General features: G+C 44.2%; 20 protein-coding genes. 12 read left to right on the top strand and 8 right to left on the bottom strand.

Annotation, left to right across the window (positions count from 1 at the left end; genetic code table 11):
• Positions 1 to 90 precede the first annotated feature (90 nt).
• A complete protein-coding gene (locus AAFX28_RS03055) occupies positions 91 to 972 on the top strand; it encodes a LysR substrate-binding domain-containing protein (protein ID WP_408686809.1) in 882 nt (293 codons plus the stop codon).
• Here the strand turns inward: AAFX28_RS03055 and AAFX28_RS03050 are convergent.
• From AAFX28_RS03050 to AAFX28_RS03040, 3 genes are all read right to left on the bottom strand, one after another.
• Positions 959 to 1876 carry a LysR family transcriptional regulator gene (locus AAFX28_RS03050; RefSeq protein WP_408685510.1) on the bottom strand — a complete coding sequence of 306 codons (918 nt, stop codon included), beginning with the start codon at positions 1874 to 1876 and terminating at the stop codon, positions 959 to 961. The two genes, AAFX28_RS03055 and AAFX28_RS03050, sit on opposite strands and share 14 nt — an antisense overlap.
• Before the next feature lie 71 nt (positions 1877 to 1947).
• On the bottom strand, positions 1948 to 2814 hold the full coding sequence (locus AAFX28_RS03045) for a glycerol kinase (protein ID WP_408685509.1): 867 nt from the start codon (positions 2812 to 2814) through the stop codon (positions 1948 to 1950).
• Positions 2815 to 2863: 49 nt separating this feature from the next.
• Positions 2864 to 3637 carry an AraC family transcriptional regulator gene (locus AAFX28_RS03040; RefSeq protein WP_408685507.1) on the bottom strand — a complete coding sequence of 258 codons (774 nt, stop codon included), beginning with the start codon at positions 3635 to 3637 and terminating at the stop codon, positions 2864 to 2866.
• 99 nt (positions 3638 to 3736) lie between these two features.
• Between AAFX28_RS03040 and AAFX28_RS03035 the strand changes: the two genes are divergently transcribed.
• Positions 3737 to 4855, top strand: a complete 1119-nt coding sequence (locus tag AAFX28_RS03035) for a multidrug effflux MFS transporter (RefSeq protein ID WP_408685505.1) — start codon at positions 3737 to 3739, stop codon at positions 4853 to 4855.
• A gap of 29 nt (positions 4856 to 4884) precedes the next feature.
• Here the strand turns inward: AAFX28_RS03035 and nagA are convergent, their stop codons facing one another.
• Genes nagA through AAFX28_RS03020 form a run of 3 tightly spaced genes read right to left on the bottom strand, consistent with a single transcriptional unit; the run spans position 4885 to position 7595 of the window.
• Positions 4885 to 6018: an N-acetylglucosamine-6-phosphate deacetylase gene (gene nagA / locus AAFX28_RS03030; RefSeq protein WP_408685503.1), complete on the bottom strand. Its 1134-nt coding sequence runs from the start codon at positions 6016 to 6018 to the stop codon at positions 4885 to 4887.
• Positions 6019 to 6021: 3 nt separating this feature from the next.
• Complete coding sequence (locus AAFX28_RS03025) at positions 6022 to 6885, bottom strand: N-acetylmannosamine kinase (protein WP_408685501.1); 864 nt, start codon at positions 6883 to 6885, stop codon at positions 6022 to 6024.
• Complete coding sequence (locus AAFX28_RS03020) at positions 6873 to 7595, bottom strand: putative N-acetylmannosamine-6-phosphate 2-epimerase (protein ID WP_408685500.1); 723 nt, start codon at positions 7593 to 7595, stop codon at positions 6873 to 6875. The genes AAFX28_RS03025 and AAFX28_RS03020 overlap by 13 nt, the downstream gene beginning before the upstream one ends.
• A 238-nt stretch (positions 7596 to 7833) precedes the next feature.
• Here AAFX28_RS03020 and AAFX28_RS03015 point away from each other — a divergent pair, with 238 nt between their 5' ends.
• From AAFX28_RS03015 to AAFX28_RS02980, 8 genes are all read left to right on the top strand, one after another.
• Positions 7834 to 8799, top strand: coding sequence for a sialic acid TRAP transporter substrate-binding protein SiaP (locus AAFX28_RS03015; protein WP_408685498.1), 966 nt, complete (start codon positions 7834 to 7836; stop codon positions 8797 to 8799).
• A 56-nt stretch (positions 8800 to 8855) separates the two neighbouring features.
• On the top strand, positions 8856 to 9377 hold the full coding sequence (locus AAFX28_RS03010; RefSeq protein ID WP_408685497.1) for a TRAP transporter small permease: 522 nt from the start codon (positions 8856 to 8858) through the stop codon (positions 9375 to 9377).
• 9 nt (positions 9378 to 9386) lie between these two features.
• Entirely contained in the window at positions 9387 to 10670 is a 1284-nt protein-coding gene (gene siaM, locus AAFX28_RS03005; RefSeq protein ID WP_408685495.1) for a sialic acid TRAP transporter large permease SiaM, read from the top strand.
• A 26-nt stretch (positions 10671 to 10696) separates the two neighbouring features.
• Positions 10697 to 11593 (top strand): dihydrodipicolinate synthase family protein, encoded by an 897-nt coding sequence (locus AAFX28_RS03000; protein ID WP_408685493.1) that lies wholly within the window; start codon positions 10697 to 10699, stop codon positions 11591 to 11593.
• Positions 11594 to 11719: 126 nt separating this feature from the next.
• Positions 11720 to 12553, top strand: coding sequence for a MurR/RpiR family transcriptional regulator (locus AAFX28_RS02995; RefSeq protein WP_408685491.1), 834 nt, complete (start codon positions 11720 to 11722; stop codon positions 12551 to 12553).
• Positions 12554 to 12776: 223 nt separating this feature from the next.
• Positions 12777 to 13934 (top strand): N-acetylneuraminate epimerase, encoded by a 1158-nt coding sequence (locus AAFX28_RS02990; protein WP_408685489.1) that lies wholly within the window; start codon positions 12777 to 12779, stop codon positions 13932 to 13934.
• Between the two features lie 12 nt (positions 13935 to 13946).
• On the top strand, positions 13947 to 15017 hold the full coding sequence (locus AAFX28_RS02985; RefSeq protein ID WP_408685487.1) for a YjhT family mutarotase: 1071 nt from the start codon (positions 13947 to 13949) through the stop codon (positions 15015 to 15017).
• Between the two features lie 158 nt (positions 15018 to 15175).
• Entirely contained in the window at positions 15176 to 16936 is a 1761-nt protein-coding gene (locus AAFX28_RS02980) for an exo-alpha-sialidase (RefSeq protein ID WP_408685485.1), read from the top strand.
• Between the two features lie 47 nt (positions 16937 to 16983).
• Here the strand turns inward: AAFX28_RS02980 and AAFX28_RS02975 are convergent, their stop codons facing one another.
• Both AAFX28_RS02975 and glgX read right to left on the bottom strand, forming a co-directional pair.
• Entirely contained in the window at positions 16984 to 18687 is a 1704-nt protein-coding gene (locus tag AAFX28_RS02975; RefSeq protein ID WP_408685483.1) for a diguanylate cyclase, read from the bottom strand.
• 212 nt (positions 18688 to 18899) lie between these two features.
• Positions 18900 to 20852 (bottom strand): glycogen debranching protein GlgX, encoded by a 1953-nt coding sequence (gene glgX / locus AAFX28_RS02970; RefSeq protein ID WP_408685481.1) that lies wholly within the window; start codon positions 20850 to 20852, stop codon positions 18900 to 18902.
• A 438-nt stretch (positions 20853 to 21290) separates the two neighbouring features.
• Between glgX and lamB the strand changes: the two genes are divergently transcribed.
• Together lamB and AAFX28_RS02960 are read left to right on the top strand one after the other, a co-directional pair.
• Positions 21291 to 22637, top strand: a complete 1347-nt coding sequence (gene lamB / locus AAFX28_RS02965; protein WP_408685479.1) for a maltoporin LamB — start codon at positions 21291 to 21293, stop codon at positions 22635 to 22637.
• Between the two features lie 115 nt (positions 22638 to 22752).
• Positions 22753 to 23577 carry a MalM family protein gene (locus AAFX28_RS02960; protein ID WP_408685477.1) on the top strand — a complete coding sequence of 275 codons (825 nt, stop codon included), beginning with the start codon at positions 22753 to 22755 and terminating at the stop codon, positions 23575 to 23577.
• The last annotated feature ends 5 nt before the right edge of the window (positions 23578 to 23582 follow it).

Here is a 23582-nt window from a genome sequence, read left to right as displayed (position 1 = left end):
CTATAAGAGATAATTTAGTCACTAAATGCTTTTTGAAAAATCGAAATAAAGGCATACTAGCCATGCAAAAAAATCATGGATAGTAAGATGATGAGTATGAGATTACCGTCGACGAAAAACCTACAAGCTTTCTTGGCTACTGCTCAGCACCTGAATTTTACTCATGCAGCAGAATCTTTGAACATGACTCAGGGTGCAATTAGCCGACAGATTCAAACATTAGAGAGCATAATGGGCGTAGCTCTGTTTTATCGTCAGGCAAGAGGCTTAGCATTGACTCCTGAAGGCGCGAAATTCATACCTCTTGCGGAAGATATTATCACTCGCCTTCAACTGTCTATTCGAGAAGTTGCGCAGAGTGCCAACCGGATAAAGATGAGTGCGCCGAGTTGTATTACAAACTGGTTGTTATCTCGTTTGGCAAACTTTCAGCAAGCTTACCCGGAAACGAATGTTGAACTGACTTCGACAACCAAACATCAAGCAGTACCCAACTTTGATAACTTCGATCTCATCGTTAGTTATGGAAAACCACTCCGCAGTAAGACGGTAGAACAAACATTGCTATTCAATGAGATTCTTGCCCCTGTATGTTCTCCAGAGTTGTGGAACCAAATCGAGCCAAAACTTGAAGAGTCTCAGGCTCTCAAGCACTTCACATGGTTGCACGCTAACTCAGAGCAGTCTGATTGGTCGATGTGGCTAGCGTCGCGCGGGCATTCCCATCTAAAGGGGAGAGGTAACCAGACGTTTGCTACGCTTGATCAGGCTATGAACGCCGCACAGCAAGGATTTGGCATGGCAATAGGCGACCTGACATTGGCTGAGCAAGATCTAAAACTAAAGCGTTTGATTCAACCATTTGAGGCGTCGGTACATTCCGGCTTTGGCTATCATTTGTTGAACCCTCATCATGGGGAAAATGAGAGGGTAAGTCAGTTGATTGAGTGGTTAACTATTAACCCGAGATAGTCTCTTCAATAATCCGTTTGAGCCATAGCATGGTCTCGTTTTGCCTGTTTTTATGGTGATAGTAGGCGTAGACATTGGGAGTAAGTGCTGTGTTATCAATTAAGATTGGTAAGCGGCGAAGCTTGTCGAGTTTTTCTATGTTTGCCAAACTAGAGCCTGGAAACATCATGTCAGAGTTTAGGACGACATCGATAACCGCAGATGGGAGCTCTGAACGAAAAGCGATGCGAGGGGCAATGCCGCGCATATCTAACATCTTCTCAGCAAAAGAGCGATTTGAATTCCAGTCGGGGGCGATGATGGTCGCGAGCTCAAAATTGAACTCAGAGTCGAGTGAAATCGTGTCTTGGTCGTAAGGGTGATCTTTGCGGATATACGCACTAAAGCTGTCTTGAGCAATTTTCTTGGCGATGAGCTCTTTAGGCGCATGACTAATTTCATAGTGTACCCCTAACTGAACCTCATTATTGATGATCTCTTGCATTGTGCTTTTCGACCAGTTCAGCAAATGAACTTGTACATTTGGTGCTTGAGAACGAATAGCACTAAAGATCTCACTGGCGAATGAGCTCAGGATAAACGGGGCCAAAGCCACCTTCAATGTACCAGTTAATTCATGGGGTTCAAATTCGGTAGAAGCGTTAATCGCACTGGATAGTTCATCAATCAGCGGTGAAATACTATCGGCTAATGTATTCGCATACTCAGTCGCTCGTAAGCCCGTGTGTGTTTTGACAAACAGTTCATCATCAAAGTGATCCCTAAGTCGCTGCAAGGCTTTACTCACTGCAGGTTGAGAAACAAATAGGCGCTCTGCTGCTTTGCGCATATTTCTTTCCTGATGAAGAATAATGAAGGTCCGCAACAAGTTAAGGTCTAGGTTTGCGAATAAGTCTTTTGCCATGTAAGCCTCCGTGCTGATGGCGTTATACTAACGGGTCTTCAAAGTGGTGACTAATGACTATCTTACATAGGTTAATAGGCTTTTATACCAAATGCTTTCAACCTAGAAGGTAACACTTCGTCGAGTTTTGAAATTTCGTCGGGTAGGACTTCAATCAAGGCAAAGTTGTGTTTTTCATACACTTGGCGGATTGCCCGTTGTTCTTTTTCTGATATTGCTCCAGCGTCATTACCCCAGAACTGAAGGTAAACTTTACCTGTTGGCAGATAAAAATCACTTAACACATCTTGTTCAATAGGAAGCTGACGGTCATAAGCGTGAACCACTCCATTCATATACAGCCAATTATCTATGATGAGCTCACCTTTAGAGCGAACGTAGTGACCGTCTAAGGTGCGATGCTTAGCTTCAAATTTCTGCCTAAAACTGGATAAGGACTTATCAGTAGCATGAGCCTCGGCATCTTGGCCTGAGAATTCGACGACAGATTGTTTTAAGCGTTTATTGCGCACGATAGAGTCATGCCACACCACAAACTTTTGTTCGCTTTCTTTGTCTTCTCGCTGATATCCACCGACGGTTAGCCCTGAGGCGGTGACAGTCCAGCCCAATTGCGTTTTCTCAATCCAACCAAGCTCTTGTAATAATTGATTTATCTTTTTAGCGCTCAGTGAGAAGCGTTGCCCAATTTGAGTGGCACTTAATGTTTTTCCGCTTGTGGCGTCGGAATCGATAAGCAGGTTTTCTGGCCACACAATGAATTGTCCGAATTTGGGGTGATTGGCGTATTCTCCGCCAAACTTGTTGCCTAGTTCAGTCAGTACCCAACTTTCCTCTGAACGGTTTATATAGCCCGCGGTTTTCAAATCGTTAAACAGCTGCTTAACGTCTAATTCTCGCAGCTTAGCCAGCGCAGTTGTGGAAATTTTCTCAGGCATGATTTTCTCCTTATCAATATCGACATTGTTGGAGTAAAAACCTATTTAATCAAGCAGATGAGTGTAAATATTGGAAGGGCGTAGAGCCCGTTTGTTGTTTGAAGAAAGTGATAAAAGCGCTATCGCTAGAAAACTCGAGTTGATAGGCAACATCATTAACCTGTAGCCCTAGTGACAATAGTTCTATCGCTCTCAGTAATCGCCATTGCTGACGCCATGATTGATAGGGCATGCCTGTCTCTCGGTCAAATATTCGACTTATGGTTTTACTGCTAGCCCCTACCTGCTCGGCAAGCTGATTGAGAGAGGGCGCAATTTGACCCGGTTGGGTAAGTCTTTCAAGCCAATTTCTAAGTCTTGGGTCGCTTGGCATAGGTAAGGAAAGTGACTGTTCAGGAGCTTGATTTAACTCTTCGATAAACAGGGCTAACGTATTGCTCATTTCGTTCTCTGGCTTGTCCCATTGCCAGAAAGCCATGCGTTCAATTAAGGCTTGAAGTAAAGGGGAGACCTCAACAATTCGTATTTGGTCAATCTGTGGTGCGGTAGAGTCGGAAAAGTAGAGTGAACGGTATTCAACGACATTATTCATTCTGGCGCAGTGTTGCACGCCGGCTGGAATCCACGCCGCGCGAGTGGGTGGCAATACACTTTTAGTTGCCTCAAGTTGAATGCTAATGCATCCCTTAGGGGCATAAAGTAATTGGGCTTTGTCGTGTGAATGCATGCCAGAGTCATGTTTGCCAATGCTAGCCGCAATGCCAATTACCGAGCCAGATAGCCCATCTAGATTAAAAGAGGTTGATTCATCAATCCGTGCCATTTGTCTTTATCTTGAAATTTTTTGTTTTAATGTTGTTATATGGACTCTATCAGCTTTATTTAAACTGCGCTCACTTTTTAGAAACTGAGTAAGTAAGAGATGAATAGAGCCCCTTCGGTATGGTTAATGGTAGGGCTGATGATGTTTCCTCAAATTGTCGAAACCATCTATAGCCCGGTATTGCCTCATATCGCTCAAGCGTTTGAAGTGAGTAGTACGATCGCAGGCCATACGTTATCAATTTATTTTAGTGCATTTGCTATTGGCGTTGTTTTCTGGGGGGGAGTGGCCGACTACCTAGGGCGCAGATACTCAATGTTATTGGGATTGTTCGTTTATGGGTTGGCCGCAATAGGTGCGGTGTTCTCGACCCAATTTGAACATTTAATGCTGTTTAGAGCATTGAGCGCTTTTGGTGCAGCAGTTGGCTCTGTGGTGACACAAACCATGCTCCGTGATAGTTATGATGGGCCAAGGTTGGCCAAAGTATTTGGTTACATGGGGATGGGTATTTCGATCAGCCCAGTAGTGGGTTTGATGTCAGGTGGGATACTTTCAGACTTTGCTGGTTATCAAGGTGTATTCACTGCTCTATCTTTGCTCGCAGTTACCCTTATCCTAATTTGTGGTAAGTCCCTGCCAGAGACAAAACCTACACATATCAGTCAGCCTGACTTAGTTGGCCTAGCGAGACAAATGTGTACAGATAAGAATATTTGGTTAGATGCGATCATGGTTGCTGGGTTTAACATCGCTTTATTTAGCTACTATCTCCAAGGTCCATTTGTCTTCGAGTCGATGGGGCTGAGCAGCCAGCAATTTGGTTATAGTGGTGTGGTTCTCGCGCTAGGAACATTTATGGGAAGCGTAGCCAATAAGTCGCTACTGCAGCGTAAGTGGTCTTCAAGCCGACTGATTTGGTTGGCTGTCATAGGAGCGCTTGTAGGAGCAATAGGTGTATGGTCGCTACAATCGAGTTTGTGGCTGTTAATACCAATGCTACTGATTGTTGCGGCGTTCGGAGTTGGCATACCGAATTTATTGAGTGGAGCTTTGATTCACTATAAAGCGCAAGCTGGCAGTGCTGGAGCATTGTTTGGGTTAATGTACTATTTGATGATTGGCCTTGGCTTATCGGTAGTAGGATCAATGCAAGATCTAGGAATGGCACTTTGCTTATCTGGCGCGGTACTACTGATCGCAAAGCTGATTAGGTAAAACAAAAAAAGGAGGCAACGGCCTCCTTTTTAATATAGTTTTCCATCGACTAGCACAGCGCGGCTTCGATATTCGCTGCCTAATACCGTGGCCGAAGCGCGAGAGCCATTCTCAAGTGTGCCAAGCTTGTCGCATTGCAGTGCTTGGGCAGGATAAGTTGAGGCCATTTTCAACGCTTCATCTTCCGCGATACCCCATTCAATAACATTAGCGACTGACTCGTCCATACCAATGTGCGCACCTGCAAGGTTTCCTCGGCTGTTGACCAACTTATTATCCACCACACTGATCACTTCGCCATCAAGCTCAAAGTAATCTTTTTCGCTGCCAACGGTTGCCATTGCATCAGTAACAATCAACATTTTGCCTTGAGGCTTGGCTTTGTGAGCCAGTAGGAAGCTTTGTGGATGGACATGGATATTGTCCGTGATGATTGAACACCATGCTTTATCGGTGTTGAGTGCCGTGCCGACAACGCCGGGCTCTCTTCCTTCAAATGGCGACATTGCGTTGAATAGATGCGTAAATCCATCAACCAAAGCAAGCTTATCTTCTGTCAATTGTGAGGTCTTAGCATTACTGTGGCCGCACGACAGAGTGAAATTGTGTTCTTTCATCCAACGAAGAGCGCTAGGCTCAATATTCTCAACGGCTGCTGTGACAAGCACTTTGCCCTGGCTTGGCCAAGTAAATTGGCTGAGATCGTCCGCACTTGGTGCATAGAACAAGTTGGGATCGTGAGCCCCTTTTTTGTCTTTGTTAAGCCAAGGACCCTCAAGGTGCACACCCAGTAGGCCAGCGATTTTGTCACTCATTCCTTGTTGCGTTGCATTGAGCGCCAATTGAATCTTTTCAGGTGTTGAGCTGATTAATGTCGGTAGTAAATAGGCCGTGCCGTGTTTTCTATGTGCTGAACATATAACGTCGATGCCTGTTGGGGTTATATCATTATTGAACATCACACCGCCGCCACCATTGACTTGAATATCAATGAACCCAGGAGTAATGAGCGCATCGGCAAAGTGCTGATGTTCAATGTTGTCATTGAGCTCTGAGATAGGGACGATTGAATGGATATGTTCATCATTCCAAACTAATGCAGCGTCCGAATGATATTGCTTCCCGTCAAAAATTCGTGGGGCCGAGATGGCTTTGAGTCCCATTGATTACTCCTTAAATTGATATGCTGCACCCAGCAAGCAAGCATCGTAATTACCTACCGCTTCGATAACGGGAACTTGGAACGCATCCGGACGAGACTGAATGGCTTTTTTCACACGGTCTAAGTAACCTCTAGCTAAACCTACGCCTCCGCCGAGTACAACGACATCTAAATCTAACGTAGCTTTCAGATTACAGCATAGAGTTGCAATTGCATCGGCACTATGAAGTATGATCGTTTCAGCCTTAGGGTTAAGATCAGCTTGCTCAAACAGTTCGATATTACTGATCGGCGGAACAAACTCAGCATCGCTCGCCTTTTTAATCGCAGTACCAGAAGCGATTGCTTCGACGCACCCTGTTTGGCCACAACCACATTTAGGTCCTTGTCTATCGATAGAAATATGCCCTATATGCCCAGCCAGTCCGGATTGACCACTATGAAGCTTTCCGTCAATGATAATACCGCCACCAACACCAGTCGATACAGTGATAAACGCCATATTCTTTTCCGGAGTATCAAGTTTGATAAATTCATACCAAGCTGCTGCTTGTGCGTCATTGAGCATGGAAACCGGCTTGTTAGTGAGTGTTTCAAGTGCATGAGCAAGAGGAAATGGGCTAGGAAAGGCGAGGGTATCAGGGTTGATGGCTGAAATACCTTCTTTTGTTACTAGCCCTGTTGTGGAGACTCCAATGTTTTCTATATTGGCTAACCACTGATCAGCTGAGGCGAGAATTGCTTGAGCAAATTGATCCGCACTCTCAGCTTGTGGTGTAGGGATCTGAGCGCGTTCTATAAGTTCGTCGTTTTCGACGATACCTAAAGCGACCTTGGTTCCACCAATATCAATGGCTAGTGTGCGCATGCTTGCTCCCCTGCGGCTCGTGTTGCTGAATTAAACCAATTGGTCACTACTTCTAGACGGGTGATTGCCGAACCGACCGTTACTGCTACTGCCCCCGCTTCAATTGCTTGAGCTGCCATCTCTGGTGTGTTGTAGCGACCTTCAGCCATTGTAAAGAAACCGGCTTGTGAAAACTGCTTAACCAGTTGCAAATCTGGTTCGGTAGGCTCGGTCTCTCCAACATAACCAGACAAAGTTGATCCAATGATCTCAACGCCTTGTTCGTGCGCCCATTTCCCATCTTCGAAGCATGAGCTGTCTGCCATGGCAAAACACCCTGAATTCTTGATGGCTTGTGCTATGTGTTCGCGGCTTTCGGGACGAACGCGATCTGTCGCATCAAAGGCAATAATGGTTGCACCCGCATTAGCAAGGTTATCAACATCACTGGCAAAAGGTGTGATGCGAACAGGACTGTCCTGCAAGTCACGTTTCACAATTCCAATTATTGGTACACTCACGGCTGCAGAAACAGCGGCGACATTTTCGACACCTTCAATTCGTAATGCTTTTGCTCCAGCTTGCTCTGCGGCTAATGCCATCGCAACGATAAATTCTGTTTTTTCTAACGGACTGCCAACAACGGGTTGGATAGAAACAACGGTTTGACCTAGCAAGGATGACTTTAATTCATTGATATTTAGATTTTTTGTTCTCACGACGGGCCTCATAAATTAAGCGTTGAGTTGCGGAATGATGGGAGAAAAACAATCCATCACAATTCGTCTAATCAGTCTGCCAATTGATAACTCTGGCGAATTTTTGTCCGCGATCACATTTTGTAAAAAGTTGGTTTGAAAATAATCTTCACGGCAATAATAATCCATAACGAAGATTTTTTTCAAACAAAATAAAAGTTTTTTTTGAAATTGGTGAAACAAGGTAAAAATCGAATAAAAAGGGAATAATATGAAAGCCATCAACAAACTTACTATCGCTATGCTGGCTCTTGGTTGCGTTGCTACAGTTAATGCTGAAACGACGCTAAAAATGGGCATGCAAGCTTCTGTTGGTTCTGTCGAATACACATCAGCGAAGTTGTTAGCTGACACCATTGAAGAGATGAGTAATGGCGAGTTGAAGCTTGCACTGTACCCAAGTGCCCAGCTAGGTGATGACCGAGCGATGCTTCAACAGCTAAGTATGGGTGATTTGGATATCACTTATGCAGAATTTGGCCGTATGGGCCTTTGGATTCCACGTGCTGAAGCAGTAACGCTACCTTATGTTGCACGCGACTACGATCATTTGCGTCGTATGTTTGACTCTGAATTTGGTCAAGGTGTTCGTGAAGAGATGCTGACTAAGTTCAACTGGCGTGCACTTGACACTTGGTACAACGGCACACGTGAAACGACATCTAACCGCCCTCTTAATAACATTGAAGACTTCAAAGGTCTGAAACTACGTGTTCCAAATGCTAAGCCGAACCTAAATTATGCAAAACTGTCTGGCGCTTCACCAACACCAATGGCGTTCTCAGAAGTTTACCTAGCACTGCAAACTAACGCTGTTGATGGCCAAGAAAACCCGTTACCAACCATCAAAACCATGAAGTTCTACGAAGTTCAAGGCAACTTGGCGATGACGAATCATATCGTTAATGACCAAATGGTGATCATTTCTGAACCGACATGGCAAAAACTATCAGCTGAAGAAAAAGATATCGTGAGCAAAGCAGTAGCAAAAGCTGGAGCAGCGCATACGGCATCTGTGAAACAACAAGAAGCGGATCTCATCTCATTCTTCGAGAAAGAAGGCGTCAATGTGACTTACCCAGAACTTGCGCCATTCCGTGAAGCAATGCAGCCACTGTACGCAGAATTTGAAGAGAAAATCGGCGAACCAGTAGTTAAGAAGCTAGCGGCAATGTAAGGAAATAAACCCGTCAGTTTATTTCGACTATTCAGGCTGGCCACCTTTGGCCAGCCATGGAGCTCAAGATGTTTAAGAAGATAATTGAAAATATTGAAGAGATCATCACCGTACCTTTAATGGTGGTGCTTTTGGTCGTTCTGACCTGGCAGATTGGTACGCGTTGGTTATTGAATGATCCTTCTCTTTGGAGTGAAGAACTCGCCCGAGTTCTGTTTATGTATATGTCGTTAATTGGTTGTGCGATTGCGATTAAACGCAGTACTCACGTCAACATCACCTTTTTCTCAGATAAGTTGCCGGAAAGAGTTCGTTTAGCTTTGGTGCTATCCCTCGAACTGGCTGTTCTGTTGTCTATTTTTGCCATTGTTTACTTAGGCTATCAACACGTTCAGCGCACCGCTTTTTTTGAATTGATTACATTAGGCGTATCAAGCAGCTGGATGAATTACAGCCTTCCGTTGGGTGGCTTATTTATGGTGTTCAGGCAGCTTGAAAAAATGTTTGGACTATCAAAGCAACTTTTTAGTTGTTCTAAAGGTGCGCAAGCATCTAACTCGCAAATGGCACAGAGGTAGGGAATCCTTATGGCAGGTTCAATTTTTGGCTGGCTAGGGCTGCTGTTTGCAGGTATGCCAGTAGGCTTTTCGCTTATTTTCGTCGCGTTGGTGTTTTTACTCGTCACCAACAGCACAGGTATCAATTTTGCCGCTCAGCAGATGTTGGGTGGTATCGACAACTTTACATTGTTAGCTGTTCCGTTCTTCGTACTGACTGGCCACTTAATGAATAGTGCGGGTATTACAGAGCGAATTTTTAATTTTGCTAAGTCTATGGTGGGTCATATTACGGGCAGTTTAGGCCACGTAAACATCATGGCCAGCCTCCTATTCTCAGGTATGTCAGGTTCTGCTTTGGCTGACGCTGGTGGTCTAGGACAACTCGAAATTAAGTCGATGCGTGATGCAAAGTATGACGATGATTTCGCCGGTGGTTTGACCGCTGCATCTTGTATTATTGGTCCATTGGTTCCCCCTTCAATTCCTTTGGTCATTTATGGTGTAGTGTCAAACACTTCCATCGGTGCTTTATTCTTAGCAGGTGCGATACCTGGTCTATTGTGCTGTGCCGCTCTAATGACAATGAGCTACTTTATTTGTAAAAAGCGTGGTTACATGACATTGCCGCGTGCATCACGTAAAGCGCAGCTAAAATCGTTTAAAGAAGCGTTTCTATCGTTACTGACTCCGGTCATCATTATTGGTGGTATCTTCTCTGGTAAGTTCACGCCTACGGAAGCGGCAGTCGTTTCATCTTTATACGCTTTGTTCTTAGGTACCGTAGTGTACAAACAACTGACGCTAAGCGGTTTTGTTGAAATCTTAAGAGAAACGGTCAATACCACCGCTGTTGTTGCGCTAATGGTCATGGGTGTTACCGTATTTGGTTGGATTGTTGCTCGTGAACAATTGCCACAAATGCTTGCTGATTACTTCCTAACAATCAGTGACAACCCACTTGTTCTACTTCTATTGATCAACTTACTCCTACTGTTCTTGGGTACGTTTATTGAGTCACTAGCACTATTGCTTCTTCTGGTTCCTTTCTTGGTACCTGTTGCTGGCGCTGTAGGTATTGACCCTGTTCACTTTGGTGTAATGGCTATCTTGAACCTTATGATCGGCATTTTGACTCCGCCGATGGGTATGGCGTTATACGTTGTATCACGTGTCGGTGACATACCTTTCCACGTGTTAACGCGCGGCGTTATTCCATTGCTTGTGCCGCTATTTATCGTACTTTCGCTTGTTGCTGTATTCCCACAATTTACTCTGTTGCTTCCTGAAATCTTCTTGGGCTACGGACAGTAGAAAAATAATTATTAAAGGTATTTAAAATGAAAAAGTTAACTGGTCTTATTGCTGCTCCGCATACGCCGTTCGATGCAAACAACAAAGTCAATTTTGCTGCAATTGACCAAATTGCCGAACTTCTGATTGAACAAGGTGTGAAAGGGGCTTATGTCTGTGGAACAACAGGCGAAGGTATCCATTGTTCAGTAGAAGAGCGTAAAGCAATTGCGGAGCGTTGGGTTAAAGCGGCAGATGGTAAGTTGGATCTGATTCTACACACAGGTGCTTTGAGTATTGTAGATACGCTTAACTTAACTGAGCACGCTGAGACTCTGGACATTTTAGCAACATCGGCGATTGGTCCTTGCTTCTTTAAACCAGGAAGTGTTGATGACCTTGTTGAGTATTGCGCGCAAATCGCTGCAGCAGCACCATCTAAGGGTTTCTACTACTACCACTCAGGCATGTCTGGAGTAAACCTAGATCTCGAACAATTCTTGATTAAAGGTGAGCAGCGCATTCCGAATTTGTCGGGAGCGAAGTTCAACAACGCTGATCTTTACGAATATCAACGATGTGTTCGTGTATCGGGCGGTAAGTTTGATATTCCTTTTGGTGTGGATGAATTTTTACCAGCAGGTCTCGCAGTTGGCGCAGTCGGTGCGGTTGGTAGTACCTACAACTATGCAGCGCCACTTTACTTGAAAATCATCGAAGCATTTAACCAAGGCAAGCATGATGAAGTTGCAGCACTAATGGATAAGGTGATCGCGATTATTCGCGTGCTGGTTGAGTATGGTGGTGTGGCAGCAGGTAAAGTTGCAATGCAATTGCATGGTATTGATGCAGGCGATCCTAGACAACCAATTCGTGCACTGACAGAGAAACAGAAAGCTGATGTTGTCGCGAAGATGCGTGACGCAGGTTTCATGTCTCTTTAAAGGAATCGGGGGAGGCTTTCCTCCTCTGACTTCAAGGATTTTCGGATGAAATCTTCGAGATTTGGTGTCAATGTTCGAAGGTCTTTGATACTTTTAGCTTAGCCAAACAAACTCTATGAGGCCCTAGTGAATTCGCCTAAAAATCTATTGGTTCGATTGCGTTCTAATATTGAGCCGTTGAGTAAAAAACTAAGACTAGTAGCGGATTACGTACTTGAGAATGCTCATGACGTTCAGTTCCAAACCATTACGGATCTAGCTCGTAACACCCAAACGAGTGAAGCGACGGTCGTACGTTTGTGTCGCGATATGGGCTACAAAGGATACTCTGATTTTAGAATGGCTTTGGCTGTCGACTTAAGCCAGACTGCTTCTAAAAACCAAGCTCCTGTTGAAGGTGATATCTGCGATATTTCAGCACAAAGTGCAGTTGATAGTCTTCAAGACACCGCTAAGCTGATCGATCGTAAATCGTTGGCACGGATATGTGAATTAATCCATAGCTCGCGGTTTATTGGTTGTGTCGGTGTTGGTGCGTCAAGTATCGTTGGGCGTTATCTAGCTTATCGATTAGTACGTATTGGTAAAAAAGCCATCATGTACGAAGACACACACTTAGCAGCAATGAGTGCAGGCCGAAGCGAGGCAGGAGACATGTGGTTTTCTGTATCAAGCTCAGGTTCGACTAAAGAGGTGCTTCATGCTGCAACGCAAGCGCACCGACGAGGAGTGCCTGTGGTGTCGCTTACTAATATTAGTCACAGCCCGCTCTCAGCGATCTCTGATGAACTATTAGTTGCAGCGAGACCTGAGGGACCATTGACTGGTGGTGCTTTCGCATCAAAGGTAGGGGCGCTACTTTTGGTTGATGCACTGATTAATACATTGCTAGACAGTTATCCTGAATATTCTGAATCAGTAATGGAAACTGCAGAGGTCGTTCTTCCTCTGATGAAGTAAGTCTATTGTACTGATTTTTATAACTATTATACAAAGCTCATCATTTCGATGGGCTTTTCTTTTATTTAATGGTGAAAATATTTTTTATTGCTAAGTTGATCAAAGAAATATTTTTTCATTGATCAATAATTAGTATGAATTTTGTACAAAGGCGCACCTAGGCTAGGAGCGCTAATCCATGACCGAATGAGTGGTAGGGTCATCCAATAAGGAAATAACAATAATGACTATCAAAACCTCAATACTTCATACACCTTTGCTTGCTGCTTCTCTGGTGTTGAGTGTTCATGCATTTGCTGCCAGTGAATGGCCAGATCTTCCAGTAGGTATCAAGAGTGGTATTGGAGCTCAAGCTGGCGATAAAGTTTTCGTTGGACTTGGCTCTGCGGGGCAAGACTTCTATATGCTCGATCTGAACAATTTGGATTTAGGTTGGCAAAAGAAGGCGGATTTCAGCGGACCAGCTCGAAGTGGCGCAACGGCATCCGTGATTGGTAATGAAATTTATGTATTTGGTGGTTCGGGTAAAATCAATGCATCTGACCCTGCTCCTATCTTGTTCGATAGTGTATATCGATACGATGTTGCGTCAGACTCTTGGGCAAAAGCGAACACAACCGCTCCAGTTGGCTTGCTCGGTGCCGCTTCCTATTCACCGGACGGAAAACAAGTGGTGTTCTTCGGGGGCTATAACAAAGCGTACTTCGACCAATATCTCCATGACGTTCTAACAACGGACAAAAAAGCTGCCCCTGAAGCATGGCAGAAGATCGTTGATGATTATATGGGTATGAAGCCCACCGATTATAAATGGAATCGCCAAGTCATAAGTTACAAGCCTGAAACGGGTAAGTGGAATGACCTTGGCCAGTCGCCTTACCTACCGAATTGTGGCAGTGCTTTAGTCTCGAAAAATGAACAAGCGCTCCTAATCAGCGGAGAAATCAAGCCAGGTTTGAGAACGGCTGAAGTCAAGGCGTATCACTTTGGTCAAGCTCAACCATGGGAAAGCCTACATTCAATACCTGCACCGAAATCGGCGGATGTGCAAGAAGGGGTTGCAGGGGCATTTGCAGGTGAAAGTAATGGTGTTGTGATTGTCGCAGGCGGTGCTAATTTCCATGGTGCTAAGTCTGCTTTCGAAAGTGGAAAAATGTTTGCGCATGACGGCTTTAGCAAAGCTTTCAATCCAGAAATCTATGTTCAAAAAGAAGGCTTGTGGGCACAAGTGAATAACTTGCCTCAAGGTCTCGCTTATGGTGCCTCATTCAATGCATCCAATGGTGTATTGATTGCTGGAGGTGAGAAGAGTGATCGCAGCGCAAGTAATAAAGTGTACATGCTGTCATGGAATGGTTCGTCAGTAGACATTACCGATTAAGAGGGTTACTAGATGTCGTTACTCATTGAAGATTTTCCACCTTTACCATGTGGGGTGAAAAATGGCGTAGGGGGAGTGATAGGAAACAAGCTCTACGCTGGTTTAGGGAGCGCAGGGAAGCGCCTGTTTTTTTATGATTTAGATTGCCCTGAACTAGGTTGGCAAACGGCAGCGGAGTTCCCTGGAGTGACTCGAAATGATGCGGTTTGTACAGTGAGTAATGACAAGCTGTATGTATTCTCTGGGGCTGGGATCTTGGACGGTGAGCAAGCGCCTGTTGTTCTTGATGATGGTTATTTATATGACCCAAGAGTTAATCAATGGAGCAGATTGGAGACTCACCTTCCTATCGGTTTATTAGGTGCGTCGGCATGTGAGTTTGAGCCGGGCCAGTTATTGTTTTTCGGGGGATATTGCAAAGAGACATTTGATACGTTCCTCGCGGCAATTTCAAAAATCGATCCTGAATCTCAGCCGGAAAAACATCGTTCTATGCTGGTGGAATTTATGTCTCGTCCTGTTGAAGCGTACGGGTGGAATCAAGATATCTGGATGTTTGATACATTTCAGAAGAAGTGGTCGCTTGTCGCGGAGAATATTTTTCCAGCCAACTGCGGTGCAGGTATCGTCCGTCAGAACAATGTGGTCACCCTAATCGAAGGTGAAGTGAAACCAGGGCTTCGAAGTTTAGACACGAAGCGATATGAGTTTCACTCCTCACGAAGCCTCAGTTCTCTAAAGCTACCTTCAATACAGCAGGTAGAAAAAAGCCATGAAGGTTTAGCCGGTCACTTTAGTGGCGTTATTAATGAGCAAATTATCGCAGCTGGTGGCGCTTATTTCATCGGCAGTCAAAGTAATTTCCTGAAAGGGCAGTGGTACAGCCATCAAGGATTGACCAAGCACTATAACAATCAAGTATGGCGATTCGATGGCAACGAGTGGCACCAAACAACCTCACGACTACCCGAGGGTGTTGCTTACGGTGTGTCTATTTCAACCAATAATAAAATGTACGTAATAGGAGGTGAAGGAAGTAAAGGACAAGCTCTATCAAGTTGTTACGCACTAACTTGGCGATAAGTTACCTCCCCCTATAGATAACTTTCTCGCCACAAAAAATAGTCAAAGACCAAACGATTCTCCTCTGCACCATATTTCAATGGTGTAGAGGCTTTTTACACCCTTTATTTGTCTTTGGCTTGTAGGTCGAACACCAAATAGTAAGAGGACATTCAGTGATGGAACAGTTTAAAAAGAAGGGATTAGTGGCGTGTGGACTACTGACTCTTGGGATGCTATTAGCCCCGATGAGCGCACATGCCGTTGCACCTAATTTACGAGATGTAGTGGTATTTAAAGGTGGTGAAGGTGGCAGCAGTCACTATCGCATCCCTTCAATTGTTGTGGCTCAAGACGGGTCTTTAGTTGCTTTTGCAGAAGGACGAGCTTCCAATAAAGATCCTGGCAGTGGTTATCCTACGAGCATCAAAAGTCGTCGCTCTACAGACAACGGTGCGACGTGGAGTGACTACGCCGTTATCCATGAAGTCGCGAATGAGGCCTATTCGGACCCGCGTCCATTTGTTGATCAAAGCACTGGGCGGATGTTTGTTTTTTACACCAAGTGGGATAACGACTGCGCTCAAAACGGCAGTTGTGTTCCGTTTGATGACCCTCAGCATAAGCTATTTTATCGAACCAGTGATGATAATGGTCAAACCTGGTCAGCAGCGGTTGATGTTTTAGACCAAGTTAAAGATGTCAACTGGATGGCTAACGGCACGGACAGCAGAGATGGACGTGCAACATGGTCTGCCACACCTTCACAGGCTCAAATTGACCACGCCAGTCGTGATGGTTGGAGCTTGAGTTGGAACTCTCGCGTCGCTGATGGTGCTTGTAACGTTCAGTATTACGGTAATGGTAGCAAGCGCTTTTTAGCCGACCTTCAAGTGAATGCTGATAAGTCAGTGAAAGCCGTGTTGTATTCTGATAGCGGTAATCTTGAATTCCCAATGGACTTCGATATTTCTGCTTACCATGATTACGAAATCGTTGGTTCTGGTAGCACAGCCAGCTTCTATGTTGATGGTACCCTTGTTACGTCGAATTGGTCAGGGCAAAGTCACTCAAGTAAGACGGTGACATGGGGTAATGGCTGCTCATCAACTAAGGGGGCGTCAGCTTATCACACCATAGACTTTTCCATTGCGGGTGGCCAACAGTTCTATTTTGATGCCAGTTTGATGGAGCGAGTGAATGGAACGATCATTAAACACCCGGCAGAGCAAGGTTGGACGAAAACCAGTGCAAGAAATGGTCGAGGTGATCCCGGTTGGAAGAGCATTAACGCCGGACCTGGACAGGGTATCCAGTTGACCAATGGTCGATTGATTTTCCCTGCGATTGTTTTAGATGCATTTACTCAACTCTCTGTTGTGTCTATTTATAGTGATGATCACGGTGTAACTTGGCAGGCGGGCAACCAAACACCAACGTATGCACTCGAGCCAAGTGAAGCGGATATGGTCGAGCTCAGTGACGGACGACTTCTAATGTCAGCTCGTAATGATGGGGTAACGGGTACGGGGAATTTTAACCGTTATCACTTTGTCAGTTCTGACCAAGGTGTTAGCTGGACGATGATCGAAGAAGAACGTAATTCAATCAATGGTGCTTTGTTCTTTAAATTGGATCAAGTTGATATAGGTCTGCTTCGCTATGGTGATAATCGTGTCTTGATGTCTGGCCCACAAGGAAACTCAGCGGTGAGCTCTGACCGAAATGATTTAGCGATTTGGAGTGCCGTCGAAGATGGTGCTGGCAATTACAATTTCACTCAGCGAACTCAGTTTAGAGATGGTTATAGCGCCTATTCTGACCTGATTGAGCTGCAAGACAAAGGGACTGCAGGCAATGAAGATCTTGGTGTCATCTATGAAGCGCAATCTAGTACAGAAATTCGCTTTATGGTGATTGATATTAACAATGTGAACTAAGTGATTTAGTAACCAAGGGAAGTGCGAAGTGCACTTCCCTTATAAGTTTAGGCTTGGAACGTATTTAATACGACTTGGTTTCGCCCCAACCCTTTGGCTTGATAAAGCGCTTTATCTGCCCGACCTATAGAGATGTGCTGGCTGTCTCTGTTCAAAGTGATACCAATGCTCACTGTGTATTGCAGTGGAACATCATTACAGACAAGCTTGGACTGTTCGATCATATGTCTAAACATCTCACATTGCTCGTAAGCGTCGTTTTCATCATTTGCTCTAAATAGTACGCAGAACTCTTCCCCACCAAAACGCGCCAGACTGATTGAGTTCGGCTTCGGGAAATATTTTCTCATCAAATCAGCGGTATGTGTGATGACTTGATCGCCAACTAAATGCCCTAGATTGTCATTAATACGTTTGAAATGGTCGATATCAAGAATCGCCAAATAGACATCGTCCTTATCAATATGCCTATCGAGCTTTTCTCTTAGCGTGAGCTTATTGTCTAAGTGAGTCATGACATCTTTACTGCGCAGCTTCTTGTGGAGCAGCAGGTTAGTTAGGGCGACCTCGGAGTAATCTCTGATCATACGTAGAATGCTGCGATAGGTCGGAAAAGTGGTTTGCATGTAAATAACCGCAATCAGACTCTCTTTATCAAACAGTGGAATGGTGTAGTGGCGAGAGTTTATCTGCAGCTTTTTCGCCAAAGGATCGGCATATCGCTTACCTGTGTAGCTTAGCGAGCTAGGGGAGAAATGTTTTGCGAGGTCTTTGTCTCTGAGAACGACATTGGTATTACCATGGTAATCAACAGTAGTGAAGTGGCCGTAGTCAGCGTCATAGAAGCAGAGTTGTACGCCTTTGTGATGGCAAAAGCGGTCAAGGATCTCTCTTAAGTTGTGTTTGAAATCGACCAGCTCATCTTTATTGTTAAGTTCAGCCAAGCTGGTATTTAATTGATAGGTTAGGTAGTTAATAACTAGCGCTAGAAACAGCAATGAGGCAATAACGATAGCAGTCAAAGAAAACTGATAAGAAGAAGAGAGAATGTCTGAGCGGTCGGTGCCGGATATAAATACCCAGTTGTACGGGTTATCGCCGTCGTAGACAGACATTTTGTGCTGCCCTTTATAGTAATACTCATATTTGCCAAACAGTAATCCGCTATTTATCTGTTCGCTGATTCCGGCATGATAACTCACTGACGGACTGCCAATTCGCTCAGGATCAGGGTGGAACACCAGTCTGCCAGAGGTATTATCTACCACGAACACGTAGCCTTCATTTAATGTACGAAGCCCACGTAAACTTTGTGTGGTGTACTTTAAGTTGAACTCCAACCAAATTTCATTGCGACTCTTTTGTGTGTATTTAACGGCAAACACCCATTTATTCGGAGATTTTTCATAAATGGAAGAGACGGTGAGGTGAGGAGCAATGTTATCAAGAGGACGCCAAGTAATGTCGGGGCTTTTTTCAGCGGAGGTAGAATTGAGTAAGACAGAGCGATATTGATTGGTCTCGTGATTGACGTAGATGACGTCGCTGTATGTTGGCGTATGCTCTAAAATGCGTTTTGCAATTGAGTCAAAATCGGAAATCGAAGAGGCTCCATCCAATAGATAAAGCTTACTGGCTGCTGCTGCGACTTGAGAGAAAATAAGCTCAGAACCGGTTTTTAGGTTCGAGTAAGATTGTTGATAAGCATTGTGCTCAGATTTGTTAAGTTGTTGGTATGCCGCATATATCATTCCAATTACCAATAGTATGATGTACGGCCTGAGTGTTCGAATAAGAAACTTAGGTAAAGCCATTGTGTGCCAACTGATTTTTGAAGCTTTGTAATTATGCGGCGTATATTAAACGGAACTTACAAGCACATCAATGCATATTAATCTAGGTAATGATCTTTATTTATTCATAAATTGAGCGATACATCACCATATCGCTCAATTATGTGAAGTTAATCTTTGGCAGAAAAGATAGTTAAAGAGGCTGGAGCAACAAGAACTTGCTTGTTGTCGATGGTTTGATGGAGCTCATGACCATCGGTGTTACAGATCATTGTCCACTCTTTGCTTTGTGAGTCTGGGAGAGTGAAACGAGCGGGTGCATTAGTTTGGTTGATACAATAAAACAGCTCGTCGCCGTCTTTACCAATTCCTAAATGCAATGCAACAGAGCTCAAACGATTCCAATCATCATGTTCCATAAAGCTGCCATCCAGACGACGCCAATAAATTCGGTTTGAATTGCGTTTTTCACCACTGAAAGCTCGAATGAAAGGAACCATAAACTCTTGGCGTGCTTTGACCATTTCAGCTAGCCATTGTTTAAAGTCTTGTTTGGACTCTGAGCTGTCCCAATTTAACCAGCTAAGCTCATTGTCTTGGCAGTAGGCGTTGTTGTTACCTTTTTGGCTATGTGAAAGTACGTCAGCAGTGAGGATATGTGGAATACCAAATGCGAATAGCAGGCTAGCCATAAAGTTACGCTTTCGCTTTTCTCGCTTCGCCAATATGGTTGAGTTTTCTGTTTCGCCTTCAACCCCGTAGTTGTCGGAGCGATTATCGCCGTGACCGTCTCGGTTTTGTTCACCGTTTGCTTCGTTATGCTTATGTTTGTAAGACACTAAGTCTTGCATACAAAAGCCATCATGATAAGTAATGTAATTGACCGTGAGTTTGTAAGGCCAATTGGCAGCGCTGTACAGGTCGCGAGAGCCCATGATACGGGTGGCAAATTCTTTTAAGAAGCCTTGATCACCGCGCCAGAAGCTACGAGTAATGTCTCTAAGGCGGTCATTACATTCGTTCCAACCAAATGGGAAATTACCGACTTGATAACCGTTAGGGCCAATGTCCCATGGCTCTGCAATTAACTTTACTTCGCGAAGCACAGGATCTTGGGCAACAGACTTAAAAAAAGCCGATTCAGGACTAAAGTGCTCACCATGTCTGCCTAAGGTCGCTGCTAAGTCAAAGCGAAAACCGTCAACTTTGTATTCGTTTACCCAGTAGCGCAGAGTATCCATCACGAGGTTTAATGAAGGCTGGTAAGAAAGATCAACGGTATTACCGCACCCAGTATAGTTCGCGTAATGTTCACCATGTTTGATGTAGTAGCGCTTATCGAGAGCTTTTAGGTTAAATACCGGGCCGTCAGCGCCACCTTCAGCGGTATGGTTGTAGACAACGTCGAAGATAACTTCAATACCATGGCGATGCAGTTCACGAATGGCGGTTTTGAGCTCTGTAACGGCGTCTTGATCAGCGTATCTAGGATCAGGCACCATGAATAGGTAAGGGTTGTATCCCCAGTAGTTTACCTTGTCCATTTTAAGCAAGTGAGGTTCATGCATACATGCTGCAACAGGCAATAGCTGCAGTGTGTTGATGTTCTGTTGCTTGTAGAACTCGAGCATTGCAGGGCTGACAAGCCCGAGGTAACGACCTTGTTCATGTTTCGGTAGTTCAGGGTTGAGCTTAGAAATACCTTTAACGTGGGTTTCAAACAGAACCATTTCTTCACGTGGTCGATTTGGTTTTTCTATACCCTGCCAGTCAAAGTTGTCATCTACTACTACACACTTCGCTAGCGTAAAACTGGTTTCATTATCAAAAGGGAGCTGGTAGTGAAGAGGCTTTTCGATCGCTTTGGCATAAGGGTCAGAAATTAGATGTGGCTTACCGTCGCTTTTGACGATGTAGCCGTATTTTTGGCCGGCTTTGATATTAGGTAGGAAGGTAAACCGAACACCAGCATATTCACCTTCTAACGGATATGTTTCAAATTCACCATTGTCGTCGAAAAGCGCTAATTGGATATGTTTTGCTTTTGGTGCAAATATGGAAAAGTTGCACCCTTGACTATCTGGTGTTGCACCCAAAGGGTATGGACGAGAACACTGTATCATTATGACTTACTAAATTAATTTATTGCTATAGCTTTAGTTAATAGGTTTGCTCTCAGTAGGTCAAGCGCCATTCACAAAAAGAATAATTGTAATTTTATTTCACTAATATGATGAGTTTTATATAAATAGTGAGCTGCTTGGCATTTTGTTCTAAGTATTTTTCCTCTAAGCCTAAAACTCCTCCTTATTATTGTGATTTAACACTTATAAATATCGTTCTGTATAATTTCTACTCCTTTCTCATCCCCCCTAAATATTTCTCATCTGGAGGATTCAAGCTTTCTACTCCCCAGTTAATCTTGCTGCAGTTGAAACAAACGGGGACTAAGCCCTTAAGCCCATGTCCTGTCTTACCTCTCTTTTTCGAACTCTGTTTCTGCCTTTACAGAATGATCTAAGAGAGAGCAAAAGAATAATAATCTCTAAATGGAGTTAATAATGAAAAAAGTAAGTGTAATTGCTGCTGCAGTGGCGGCGACTCTGGCTGCTGGTCCAGTACTCGCTGTTGATTTCTACGGTTATGTTCGTTCTGGTATTGGTCTAAGCGGCGATGCGGGTGAAAACCTTGGCTACGAGAAAAGCAAAGTAGGTCGTCTTGGTAACGAGAACGATACTTTCTTCGAAGTCGGTTTAGGTCAAGAGCTATACAACCAAGATGGCGTTAGCTTTTACCTTGATTCTCTAATTGCACACGCGGTTGACGGTGACAATGATTGGGAAGAAAGTCCAAGTGCACTTCGTGTAATCAATGTTCAGGCCAAAGGTCTAATCAAGTCAGACAAAGATGCGACCATGTGGGTTGGTAAGCGTTACTACCAACGTCGTGATGTCCATATTACCGACTTCTACTACTTAAATACTTCTAGCGGTGCTGGTGTTGGTGTTGAAAACCTAAGCCTTGGCAACGGTAAGCTTTCTACAGCGTTAATTACTGATGAAGGTTCTCAGCAAGGTGATGCTACTTACGGTTACATCGCTGCAAACAACAAAGCGACTGGCGCAACGGATCCTAATCAAGTTTGGGCTCAAACTGGTTACGATTCTTCAGACGTTCAAGCTTACATTGCAGATATTCGTTACTCAGGCATTAACCTTTGGGAAAACGCTAACCTAGAGCTAGCTGGTGCTTATAACTTCGCTCATGAAACTAAAGGCCAAACTGCAGTTGCTGATGACGGTATGTTATTAAGTGCAATCGTTCACCAAGGTCTAGATAACGGCTTCAACCAAACTGTATTCCAGTACGGTAGTAACTCTTATGCTGCACAAATGCCAGGTCTAGGTGGTGGTAACAACTACGACCGCTCTACAGATGCTAACAATGGTGCAGATGGTTTCCGTATTCTTAACTGGGGTGTGGTTGGTCTAGGTGAAAGCTGGGAAGTTGGTCACCAAATCATGTACGCATCAGCGTCTGATGTTGGTACAGCTGCTTCTTACAAGAACAACTACGATAAAACAACTGGTGCATACACTGGTGACACAGTAGTTGCAGGTAAGAAGTTTGACCATACTCTAGCTAACGTTGTTGTACGTCCAACATACAAGTGGGACAACAACATGAAGACTATCTTTGAAGCAGGTTACTTTACTGAAGAAAAAGACAACGTAGATAGCGCTGGTTCTAAGTTCACAGTTGCACAAGCTTGGGGTGCAGGCTCTAGCTTCTGGGCTCGTCCTGAAATCCGCCTATACGCTTCTTACTTCAATGATCACGAAGGTGAGTTCGATTCAGGTAACGATTCTGAATTCAGTGTTGGTGCGCAGTTCGAAGCTTGGTGGTAATCACACCTTAACTGACTAAATTAACTGTCCTATTGAAATAGCCGGCTTAGGTCGGCTATTTTTCTAATCACTTTCTCATTAGAGTCATTAGAAAAATACTAATAAAGGAAATCCTATGAGTTTTCGTACCTTATTGTTAAGTGGTTGTGTGATGTTAGCTGGTTGTCAATCCGCTGACTTTGTACAACCAACGTCTGCTGATGTTGTTGCTCCAGCATCAACATTTTCTGCTCTGAAAACGCTTGATGTAGAGCTCCCAAGTTCGACTAAAATAGAAATCAATCAGTACTCACAGCTCCTTCAATACGCGGGTATTGATAGCCCAGTCGCAGCGTTCAGAGTGCCCGCGAACCAAGGTACTCTGGATTTAACATTAGTGAGTCAGATTACAGATAAAGTCTTTGTGCCTTATGCAAAAATTTTCGATGAAAATGGCGTTGAGCTAGCACTGATCAAATCGGATTCGTTTGAATACAAGAAACCTCGATTACATTGGGGTAACCGTTTAGAGGCTGAGTTTGAACTCACGCCAATGCAAGCGACGAAGAATATTGTGGTGGTAATCTACTCTGATCGTTCTGAACTTGGCGGTTATACGGAAGTGATTCACCCTGCTAGGTTAGATGCTGAGGCAAGAGGTAACTACTTACCGGAAGTGAAAGATATTCCTGTGCCGCATAGTATGGAAGGGACAGTTGATCTTGAAGTTTCTTCATCTGGATTAATCATGGCTGAGCCACAAAAAAACACCCTTGTTGTGCAAGAGCCGAGTAAAACATTAAAAGTTATTCCTGAAACTCAAAACTATTATTTGACGGCAATTCAGAAAGCAGTTGAATCGAATAACCTAGATAAAGCATTAAGCCTGCTTGATGAAGCAAAAGCGCTAAATATTGAAGGCGCACAAGAAACCTTTATTAAGGCAGTGAATAAGAAATAACGTAC

It is taken from the genome of Vibrio sp. TBV020 (assembly GCF_046056895.1).
In the GTDB taxonomy this organism is placed as follows: Bacteria; Pseudomonadota; Gammaproteobacteria; order Enterobacterales; family Vibrionaceae; genus Vibrio.
The sequence above is the reverse complement of the archived record's forward strand: the minus strand, read 5'-3'. Positions and strand labels throughout refer to the sequence as shown.

Excerpts from the sequence above, each read along its gene's own strand:
- AAFX28_RS03055 (WP_408686809.1), top strand. The coding sequence starts at position 91 with ATGAGTATGAGATTACCGTCGACGAAAAACCTACAAGCTTTCTTGGCT.
- AAFX28_RS03050 (WP_408685510.1), bottom strand. The coding sequence starts at position 1,876 with ATGGCAAAAGACTTATTCGCAAACCTAGACCTTAACTTGTTGCGGACC.
- AAFX28_RS03020 (WP_408685500.1), bottom strand. The coding sequence starts at position 7,595 with ATGAGGCCCGTCGTGAGAACAAAAAATCTAAATATCAATGAATTAAAG.
- nagA (WP_408685503.1), bottom strand. The coding sequence starts at position 6,018 with ATGGGACTCAAAGCCATCTCGGCCCCACGAATTTTTGACGGGAAGCAA.
- AAFX28_RS02980 (WP_408685485.1), top strand. The coding sequence starts at position 15,176 with ATGGAACAGTTTAAAAAGAAGGGATTAGTGGCGTGTGGACTACTGACT.
- AAFX28_RS03040 (WP_408685507.1), bottom strand. The coding sequence starts at position 3,637 with ATGGCACGGATTGATGAATCAACCTCTTTTAATCTAGATGGGCTATCT.
- siaM (WP_408685495.1), top strand. The coding sequence starts at position 9,387 with ATGGCAGGTTCAATTTTTGGCTGGCTAGGGCTGCTGTTTGCAGGTATG.
- AAFX28_RS02990 (WP_408685489.1), top strand. The coding sequence starts at position 12,777 with ATGACTATCAAAACCTCAATACTTCATACACCTTTGCTTGCTGCTTCT.
- AAFX28_RS03000 (WP_408685493.1), top strand. The coding sequence starts at position 10,697 with ATGAAAAAGTTAACTGGTCTTATTGCTGCTCCGCATACGCCGTTCGAT.
- AAFX28_RS02960 (WP_408685477.1), top strand. The coding sequence starts at position 22,753 with ATGAGTTTTCGTACCTTATTGTTAAGTGGTTGTGTGATGTTAGCTGGT.
- AAFX28_RS03045 (WP_408685509.1), bottom strand. The coding sequence starts at position 2,814 with ATGCCTGAGAAAATTTCCACAACTGCGCTGGCTAAGCTGCGAGAATTA.
- AAFX28_RS03010 (WP_408685497.1), top strand. The coding sequence starts at position 8,856 with ATGGAGCTCAAGATGTTTAAGAAGATAATTGAAAATATTGAAGAGATC.
- AAFX28_RS02985 (WP_408685487.1), top strand. The coding sequence starts at position 13,947 with ATGTCGTTACTCATTGAAGATTTTCCACCTTTACCATGTGGGGTGAAA.
- AAFX28_RS02975 (WP_408685483.1), bottom strand. The coding sequence starts at position 18,687 with ATGATATATGCGGCATACCAACAACTTAACAAATCTGAGCACAATGCT.
- lamB (WP_408685479.1), top strand. The coding sequence starts at position 21,291 with ATGAAAAAAGTAAGTGTAATTGCTGCTGCAGTGGCGGCGACTCTGGCT.
- AAFX28_RS03035 (WP_408685505.1), top strand. The coding sequence starts at position 3,737 with ATGAATAGAGCCCCTTCGGTATGGTTAATGGTAGGGCTGATGATGTTT.
- AAFX28_RS03025 (WP_408685501.1), bottom strand. The coding sequence starts at position 6,885 with ATGCGCACACTAGCCATTGATATTGGTGGAACCAAGGTCGCTTTAGGT.
- glgX (WP_408685481.1), bottom strand. The coding sequence starts at position 20,852 with ATGATACAGTGTTCTCGTCCATACCCTTTGGGTGCAACACCAGATAGT.
- AAFX28_RS03015 (WP_408685498.1), top strand. The coding sequence starts at position 7,834 with ATGAAAGCCATCAACAAACTTACTATCGCTATGCTGGCTCTTGGTTGC.